The organism is Desulfocicer niacini (genome assembly GCF_054657595.1).
Genome location: NZ_BAAHYK010000025.1, coordinates 85,691 through 94,405, shown reverse-complemented (window position 1 = coordinate 94,405; position 8,715 = coordinate 85,691). Strand labels below are relative to the sequence as shown.

7 protein-coding genes are annotated in these 8,715 nt (G+C 48.8%); 6 read left to right on the top strand and 1 reads right to left on the bottom strand.

What is annotated here, in order from left to right; translation table 11 throughout:
* Positions 1-539 (top strand): cytochrome c3 family protein (locus tag ACYQ2M_RS14665; RefSeq protein ID WP_459917110.1); only part of this gene is annotated, 539 nt, incomplete at its 5' end.
* 416 nt (positions 540-955) lie between these two features.
* Positions 956-3,427 (top strand): ATP-binding protein, encoded by a 2,472-nt coding sequence (locus ACYQ2M_RS14660; protein WP_459917109.1) that lies wholly within the window; start codon positions 956-958, stop codon positions 3,425-3,427.
* Positions 3,428-3,454: 27 nt separating this feature from the next.
* Here ACYQ2M_RS14660 and ACYQ2M_RS14655 read toward each other — a convergent pair whose 3' ends face one another.
* A complete protein-coding gene (locus ACYQ2M_RS14655) occupies positions 3,455-4,207 on the bottom strand; it encodes a DeoR/GlpR family DNA-binding transcription regulator (protein ID WP_459917108.1) in 753 nt (250 codons plus the stop codon).
* Between the two features lie 170 nt (positions 4,208-4,377).
* Here ACYQ2M_RS14655 and ACYQ2M_RS14650 point away from each other — a divergent pair, with 170 nt between their 5' ends.
* The 4 genes from ACYQ2M_RS14650 to cbiB all read left to right on the top strand — a co-directional run bounded on the left by ACYQ2M_RS14650 (position 4,378) and on the right by cbiB (position 8,711).
* On the top strand, positions 4,378-5,316 hold the full coding sequence (locus ACYQ2M_RS14650) for a radical SAM protein (RefSeq protein ID WP_459917107.1): 939 nt from the start codon (positions 4,378-4,380) through the stop codon (positions 5,314-5,316).
* Between the two features lie 224 nt (positions 5,317-5,540).
* Complete coding sequence (gene cobS / locus ACYQ2M_RS14645) at positions 5,541-6,302, top strand: adenosylcobinamide-GDP ribazoletransferase (protein WP_459917106.1); 762 nt, start codon at positions 5,541-5,543, stop codon at positions 6,300-6,302.
* Positions 6,303-6,455: 153 nt separating this feature from the next.
* Complete coding sequence (locus ACYQ2M_RS14640) at positions 6,456-7,532, top strand: threonine-phosphate decarboxylase (RefSeq protein WP_459917105.1); 1,077 nt, start codon at positions 6,456-6,458, stop codon at positions 7,530-7,532.
* Positions 7,533-7,745: 213 nt separating this feature from the next.
* Positions 7,746-8,711 carry an adenosylcobinamide-phosphate synthase CbiB gene (gene cbiB / locus ACYQ2M_RS14635; RefSeq protein ID WP_459917104.1) on the top strand — a complete coding sequence of 322 codons (966 nt, stop codon included), beginning with the start codon at positions 7,746-7,748 and terminating at the stop codon, positions 8,709-8,711.
* Positions 8,712-8,715: the final 4 nt, after the last annotated feature.

The window sequence follows — 8,715 nt, the reverse complement described above, 5'->3', positions numbered from 1 at the left end:
AAGCCGCTCCAGTAGAAGAAGCTGCTCCGGCAGCAGAAGCCGCTCCAGTAGAAGAAGCTGCTCCGGCAGCAGAAGCCGCCCCGGCAGCAGAAGCCGCTCCAGTAGAAGAAGCTGCTCCGGCAGCAGAAGTCGTTCCGGCAGCAGAAGCCGCTCCGGCAGCAGAAGCCGCTCCAGCCCCTGATGTAATAGCAATGGAAAATGCAGCGTATGAAGCGCACAAAAAAGGAATTGTTCAGTTTACCCATAAGAAACATATTGAGGCTTATGGCGTTGGATGCGGAGAGTGTCACCACGATGACAGTGGTGCCCCGCTCAATGATCTGAAAATGGGCGATGCCGTGGAAACCTGCATTGCCTGCCATGACAAACCCGGAAAGGCCCCCAAAAAGAAAGGGGAAACCCTGAGCCGGGAAGAACTGCTGTCATATCATACAGATGCCCTGCATGAAAACTGCATCAGCTGTCACAAAGAATTTAACACAAAGAATAGCTCCAAGGCGGCCCCGACCTCCTGTGGTAAGTGTCATCCCAAGAATTAATTTTTTTGACTTGACTACACCATTGGCCACCCATCGTAAGTGGTGGGTCAATGGTGACGGGTTTGTTAAGTTATATCTTTGACAATAGTTTTTCAGCTAATGGGGTCAGGTCTGCATTCCTTTGCAGGCCTGACTTTTTTTATGCTCGTTTTGTCTGTATGCGTCTTCCCTTCTAATATATCTGTGTATCCCATTCAGGAAAAAAATCCAGATGTTCTAACTGAAATTTCCTTTAATACATTTTTCCTTAATTATTGACATTTGTTCTTATTTGTTTTAGTGTATATTTATTTTTTTGTAAGAAATAGCATTGGCAGCTATGCCTTGTGTTGAAGGTGTTTTTTTCAGAGGGATATTTTAAAAATCGCATGAGCAAGGTACAAAAAAACGCTAAAGCTTTTCAGTGGAAGTTTACCATGGCAACCCGACTTTTTTTGTTTGTAGCCATGGCCATTTTTCTGGTCATTGGGCCCCTGTCTTACATGGCTGTCAGATTTCTGGAAAATTTTGGGTCCTATGCCGCCTCGGTGAATGAAACCCATATCTGGAAATTGTCCAGTGCCTATCTGTCCCGCATTGTTGTTGAACAGGCCAGGAAAGCAGATGTCATGTTTCAACGCATTACCGCCGTTTCTTCATTGATGGGGGAACGGGGCACGGTCCTTTACAACAGCCTGGAGCAGCACAGTCGGGAGAGCTGGGCGGACAAAAATCTTGTTTTTTCTCCTTCCCAGGATATCTTTTTTTCATCCCCGTCGGATAAAGTGGTCACCCTCTACTGGGGGGGGAAAGAAATAACCCCTGATATTGAGATGGAGATCAAGGCCATTTCCCATCTGGAACCCCTTCTTTTGAAAGCCAAAACCCTGGTGACGGAAAGTTTTGCCACCCATCTGATCAGTGCAAGTGGCGTGGGTATGTATTGCGCCACCACTCCCGAGACTCGTCAATTGCTGTTTGAATTACCCAATCCTTCGGTGTTTGATTTGCGTGACGGGGAACCCATGAGCATGTTTTTAAAGGATCCCTCCGGCATTTCCCAAACCCGATGGACCCGTCTGTACAAAGATGATGTGAACAATGATATGACCATGACGGCATCCACTTCCATCTATGATGCCTCCGGGACATTAAAAGCTATTGTGGGCATTGATGTTTCCTTGGGGCATCTACTCCAGGAAGCTTTCAAAAAAGAAGACCGGGGTCGTGACGCGTCAAAAATTTTATTTTCTTTTTTGATGAATGACCAGGGGCGGCTTATTATTTTTCCCCGGGAGTATTTTGATCGTTGGGGACTTGAGGTTGATCTGGATCAATTCACCAACTCCAGTGATACCCTGGATTACAGGCTTCAGGATTCCCGCCTTGCAAATATCCGGGCCGTGGCAGATAAAATTTTGCGTCCTTCGGAACAGATTCTGGATCTTGAAATAGAAGGGGAAAATTATATTCTGGTAACCGCTTCTCTGAATTCCCTTGACTGGCATCTGGTTATTGTCACCCGGGAAAATGATTTAAAGAGTTCCATCCAGCAAACCCAAGCGGAGCTTGATACGACATTAAAATCCCTGGAGTATCATTTTTTTATGTTCCATGCAGGGATTGTTGTTTTTGTCCTAGTGTTTATGTACTGGATGATTCGACTGTTTGTGTTACCCGTTAAACAGTTGACGCAATCCATTGAAAAGGTCACCCATGGAGATTTAGCCATCCGTGTGCCGGTAAAACGAAAGGATGAACTGGGAGAACTGACCATGGCTTTTAATGGGATGGTGGAGCGTCTTGAAGTTTCAGCCCAATCAGAATCGAAATTGATGAAAAAAGTCTTAAGAGTGACAGATATGCTCAATGGTATATTTGACTCATCCACGGAATATGCCATCCTTGCAACGGATTTACAGTTTCGGGTGCTGCATTACAACCCTGCCTCGGAAACAATGTTTGGCAATACTGTGGAGATGGACCTGGGACTGGACATCCGGAAAATTCATGGAGATAATGATGGTGCCGGAGCAGCATTTGAAAAGGGGGTTCAGCAGGTCCGCAATTTTGGATCATACCAGTTTGAATGGGTGCACTATGATGTCAGTAAAAGGCGACATGTGGTGAGCTCCACGCTGATGCCCATGAAAAACCGAAAGCAGGGGTTGATTGGTTATCTTCTTTTTTCCCGTGACGTCTCCTCATACCAGGAACTTCAGAGCCGGTTACTTCGATCGGATCGACTGGCGGTAACAGGGCAGTTGGCGGCATCCGTGGCCCATCAGATCAACTCTCCGCTCCAGGGGATATCTGCTTTTATTTCGTTAATGAAGGAAACGGCATCCGCTGATGTGGAAATGATGGAATGTCTGGATGCCCTGACCCGGGGATTTGAATCCATTCGTAATACAGTGGAGAATCTCATGGATCTGACCCGTCCGGGCAAGGAAGAAAAAGAGCTGATAGATATTAATAAGGTGATCCAGGACACCGTGGTACTGGTAAGACTTTATATTCAGCAGACCGGGGCGGAGTTGCATTTGGATCTTTCATCCACCCTTCCGTTGATTCATGCATCCTCCTCCCAGATCAGTCATGTGATTTTAAATCTGTTGAACAACGCCCTTGAAGCCATGCATGGGCAGGTTGAGGATAAACAGATTTCCATCACATCCTTTTTTATTGATGGTGGCATTGAAATTCAACTTCAAGACACCGGTCCGGGCATTGCAAAGGAAAACATAGACTATGTGTTTGACCCTTTCTACACCACCAAAAATGTGCTGGGTATGGGTGTGGGGCTTTCTGTTTGCAACGGATTCATTGAAAATCATGGGGGGAGTATTCAGGTGGAAAATATGGGGTTGCGGGGTGCCTGTTTTACCATTCGTTTGCCCATTGCATGAGTTTGGCCCTACCCCCCCGGTTTCCTTTCAGGGGGTGTGAAGTTTCACTTCCAAGTCTTTTAGAAGTTTAATCATGTGTTCTGCCGGATTTTTGTCCGTGAACAGTTCGTCAATGTCAGACAGTTCCCCCAGCCGCACCATGGCATTTCTGCCGAATTTGGTGTGATCTGCAACAAGCATGACCCGGGCGGAGTTTTTAATAATTGCCTGGGCCACCCGCACCTCTCTGTAATCAAAATCCAGGAGTTCCCCATTTTTTCCGATGCCGCTGATGCCGATGATGCAGAAATCAGCTCGGAATTGTCGGATAAAATCCAGGGTGGCATGACCGGTGATGCCACAGTCTTTATTTCTGACCACCCCGCCTGCCATGAAAATCTCAATGTCTGGATTTCGGCTCAGGGTCACAGCAACGTTAAGATTATTGGTGATCACCCGGAGACCCTCTTTTTTGCACAGCTCTTTAGCCACTTCCTCCGTGGTGGTGCCAATGTTGATGAACACCGATGCCCGGGAAGGAATCCGGGCTGCCACCATTTTTGCAATGGTCCTTTTTTCCCTTAAACACAGCACCTGCCGGGTGGCGTATCCGATGTTTTCAACACTGGTGGAGAGTCCTGCACCACCATGGTAACGCTTTACCAGACCCTGCTGTTCCAGGGCATTGATGTCCCTTCTGATGGTCTGGGGGGTTACATTGAATTGCCCGGCAAGATCTTCAATGGATACGTAGCCCATGGTTTGTATCCGTTTGATAATTTTTTGTTGTCGATCATGCATGGGGCTTTTTACCAGTATCTTCATGGATTGTAAAGCATGGGCAAACATTTGGCAGAAAGTTATTTTCCTTGCATTTGACTCATCGGGTTGATAATTTGTCAGGCTTGTGTTCAATAGCGGTTTACGTTTTTTGAACCCTGTTTTTTATTTGGCAAAAAAGGAGTGGATCCATGTATAAATATCTTTTTGGACCTGTGCCGTCCCGGCGACTTGGCATGTCACTGGGTGTGGATTTGGTGACCCACAAAATATGTTCCCTGGATTGCATTTATTGTGAGTGCGGCAGGACCACAGAACTCACCGTTGACAGGAAAGAATATGTTCCCCATGATGCTGTAATCGGTGAACTGGAGGCATATTTCAAGCAAAACCCCGACCCCGATTACATTACGTTTTCCGGATCTGGGGAACCCACCTTGAGTTCCCGTATCGGTGATGTTATTTCCTGGATCAAAGATAACAAGCCAGGGGTTCGCATCGCCGTTTTAACCAATGGTACTCTGCTTTGCCACAGGGAGGTGCGGGATGCCTTGCTGCGTGCTGACCTGGTCATGCCCTCCCTGGATGCGGCGGTTTCTGCCTCATTTCAAAAAATCAATCGCCCCTGTGCGGGCATTGAGCTGGATCAGTATATAAAGGGCATTGCCGATTTTAAAAAAGTATATACCGGAAAGCTGGCTCTGGAAATTCTTATTTTGCCCGGGGTGAACGATAGCCTTGAGGATCTGCAGGCATTGAAGTCTGCCTGTGACACGATTTTGCCCGATGTGATACAGCTTAACACCCTGGATCGCCCGGGGGCGGTGTCTGATATTTCCCCGGCACCCCACGAACGATTGTTGGAAATAGAGTCTTTTCTGGGAGAAGATCGGGTGGAGATCATTGCTGCAGCCGTAAAGCGTAGAGGGACAAAGGCCTATCGAAAGGATATGGAGTCCGCCATTTTAGAGACCATCCACCGTCGGCCGTGTACCCCCGAAGATCTTGCATCCATACTGGGCACCCATATAAACGACATTAACAAATATCTTTCCGTCCTGGAGGTTGAGGGTACCATTGAGTCCATGCGCCAGGAGAGGGGTGTTTTTTATCAGACCTGTAAGCAGTAACCGGTCACGAAACAAACGATTGTAGCCCACATATCCTGGCGGACACAACAAATATAGGGTCGTAGACGCGGAGCCAAATGGTATTATACCGCCGCCCCCCCGACGGGCAATGGTCCCGTACCGGAACTGTAGACAGCTCAATTGTCCGGTTCCTATTGCCCATCGGGGGGGCGGCTCTGCTGAGGTTGCCTTGGAGGCTGCCTTTTCATATAAAAGGACGTATTATGGACGAAAAAAAAGGATTCTGGGTGGATTTAAGATCCGCCATCATGTTCATCACGATTTTGCCCGCTGGCAAGGGCAATGCCTTTTCGCCCACGGGAATGATCCGGTTCTTTCCGGTGGTGGGCTTAATGGCAGGCGTGCTGCTGGCCCTTGTGGATACACTGGCCTCCCAACTCTGGCCCCCGGCGGTGGTGGCCCTTGTGGATGTGCTGCTGCTGGTGGGTGTGACTGGGGCCTTTCATCTCGATGGCCTGGGGGACGCGGCGGATGGTCTTTTCAGCCATAGATCCCGGGAGCGGGCACTGGAGATTATGAAGGACAGCCGCACCGGCATGATGGGCCTTGTGGCCATTTTTTGCGTGCTCTCCCTTAAGGTAGCAGGTATTTATGCCGCCAAAACCGTGTGCACAGGAGGGGCTTTCCTGGTGTTGTTGATCATGGTCCCAGCCTATGCCCGGGGGGGGATGCTTTTTGGTATCCGATATCTGCAGTATGGCAGACAAAACACCGGCACTGGGCATGATCTTTTTGAAAAACGACTTCCCCTGAGGGATTTTATTTGGATGGGTATACCGCTTTTTTTGTCCCTGTTTCTGGGGGCAAAGGGGCTTGTGCTGAATCTGTTTTTTGCCGCCACGGTTTTTATGATGCTGTGGTTTTACAAGAAAAAAATGGGATGTATCACCGGCGACATGCTGGGAGCCATGACCGAGGTCACCGAGGCCGTGTTGTTTCTAGGTGCCGGAATGTCAATATTTTAATTCATATGAATCAACTTTCGGACTTGAGGGGTGATGAACAGGATCAGGCTTGTGTTATGAAACACTATTTATTGTAACGAATAAAAAATGCAGATCTTAGACCTTGTGAGTCGGCCAAAGCGAAAAGTTGAGTTAGTGTAAGGGAGTTTTAACATGATTACAGGCCATGGCGGCAATGTCCAGGCCCTGGCGCAGCGAAACGGCTGTACCGTGGATGAAATTATAGACATGAGCAGCAACATTAACCCTTTGGGTCCCCCGGAGGGACTTGAGGCGTTCATCATAGAAAATATTCATAAAATACGTTCCCTGCCCCAGGCCGATGCCCTGGACATGGTCAACGCCTTCAGCACCTATTATCAGGTGGATGCAGGAAGGGTCATGGGAGGTAACGGTACCACCTGGTTTATTTATACCCTTCCCCGGGCACTGTCCTGGAAAAAAGTACTCATTACCGGTCCCACCTATGCCGATTACAGGGATGGGTGCATCATGCACGATGCCGATTATGACTTTTGCATGTCAACCGGGGAGAACGGCTTTCAGCCGGATCTTTCAAGAATCTCTGCCATGGCAGACGATGTGGATGCCCTGATCATCTGCAACCCCAACAACCCCACCGGTACCCTGATTCCCGTTGAAGAGATCACCTGCCTTGTAAAAGATCATCCGGATACCTGGTTTGTGGTGGATGAATCCTATCTTCCCTTTGTGGATGATGCGGAAAAAATTTCCCTTGTGGCGGAAACCCGTTTTCCCAATCTTATTGTGCTTTCCTCCATGTCTAAAATATTCAGGATTCCTGGACTTCGCACGGGATATGTGTGCGCCGATCCCGGGGTGATTGAAAAAATGATGCGATTTTACCAGCCCTGGTCGGTGAACGCGCTTTCCCAGGCTGCCATTGTTCATATATTGGAAAACCCGGAACACATTGACCCGTTTCTTAAAACCACCCGGCAGTTTGTGATGACAGAAAGGCAGGTTTTTTCCGAGGCCATGGCCCATAATGATGCGGTGAAACTCTATCCTTCAGATACGTATTTCATGCTGGGCGAACTCGTGGGTAAGATGAATTCCACTGATGTGTGTCGCCTGGTGGGGGATGAACGGATTCTCATAAGGGACTGTGCCAATTTTCATGGACTGTCTGATCGGTTTGTGCGCTTTTCCCTCAGGGATCGGGAGACCAACCTGCAGCTTGCTCAAATTATGAAGCAGGTGGTCTAAGAGATCGTTTTATATGAAAAGGTAGCCTTCAAGTCTGCCTCAGCAGAGCCGCCCTCCGATGGGCAATAGGAACCGGACAATTGAGCTGTCTACAGTTCCGGTCCGGGCCCATTGCCCGTCGGGGGGCGGCGGCATGATGCCATTTGGCTCCGCGTCTACGACCCATTATTCGTTATGTCGCAGGCAGATATGACTGTTATACAAGGAAGATAAATGAATTTTGATATGAATCTGATTGTTCTGCCCCTGGCCTTTGCTTTGGATCTGCTCCTGGGCGATCCCCGGTGGCTGCCCCATCCCATTGTGTGGATGGGCAATGCCATTTCCCGGTGTGAAAAAATATTTCGAAAATTGATTAAAAATGAATTGGTGGCCGGGCTTTTCTTTGCTCTGTTTCTCATTGCTGCCACTTGGGGTGTTTCCTTTCTGGTGGTACGTCTCAGTTCGACAATTCACCCCAACCTTGGTATCTTTGTGGAAATTGTTCTGCTTTACTACTGTTTTTCGGCAAGAACCCTGGAAAAGGAAGCCACCTTGGTGGGCAAGGTCCTTGCATCCGGGGGGATTGATGCAGGACGAAAACAGGTCTCCATGATCGTGGGCCGGCAGGTGGATACCCTGGATGAAACCGGGGTGGTCAGTGCCGCCGTGGAGACCGTGGCGGAAAATTATGTGGACGGCTTTCTGTCGCCCCTGTTTTTCTATTTCCTGGGCGGTGTTCCCCTGGCGCTTGCCTATAAAATGGTGAACACCCTGGATTCCATGGTGGGGTATAAAAATGAACGGTATCTGCTGTTTGGCAGGGTTGCAGCCCACATTGACGATGTGGCCAACTATATTCCGGCCCGGCTGTCGGTGGTGATCATCTCCCTTGGGGCCTTTTTGCTGTCCAGTGAACGGGGAAAACGGTCATTTTTAACGGCCATAAAGGAAGGTCGAAGCCACAAGAGTCCCAATGCCGGATATCCCGAAGCCGCCTTTGCAGGCGCCCTGGCCGTTAAACTGGGCGGTCCCAACTATTACCATGGCACACTGGTGGAAAAGCCTTTTATCGGCACCGGATTTGCCCGGCCCGGACTTGATAAGATTGCCATGGCCTGTGATCTTATGCTTATCGCTTCCTTTCTGGGGATGGTGGTTTTCTGGTTGGGGCGCTTTCTGGCTTGGTTTTTTATATGAAAAG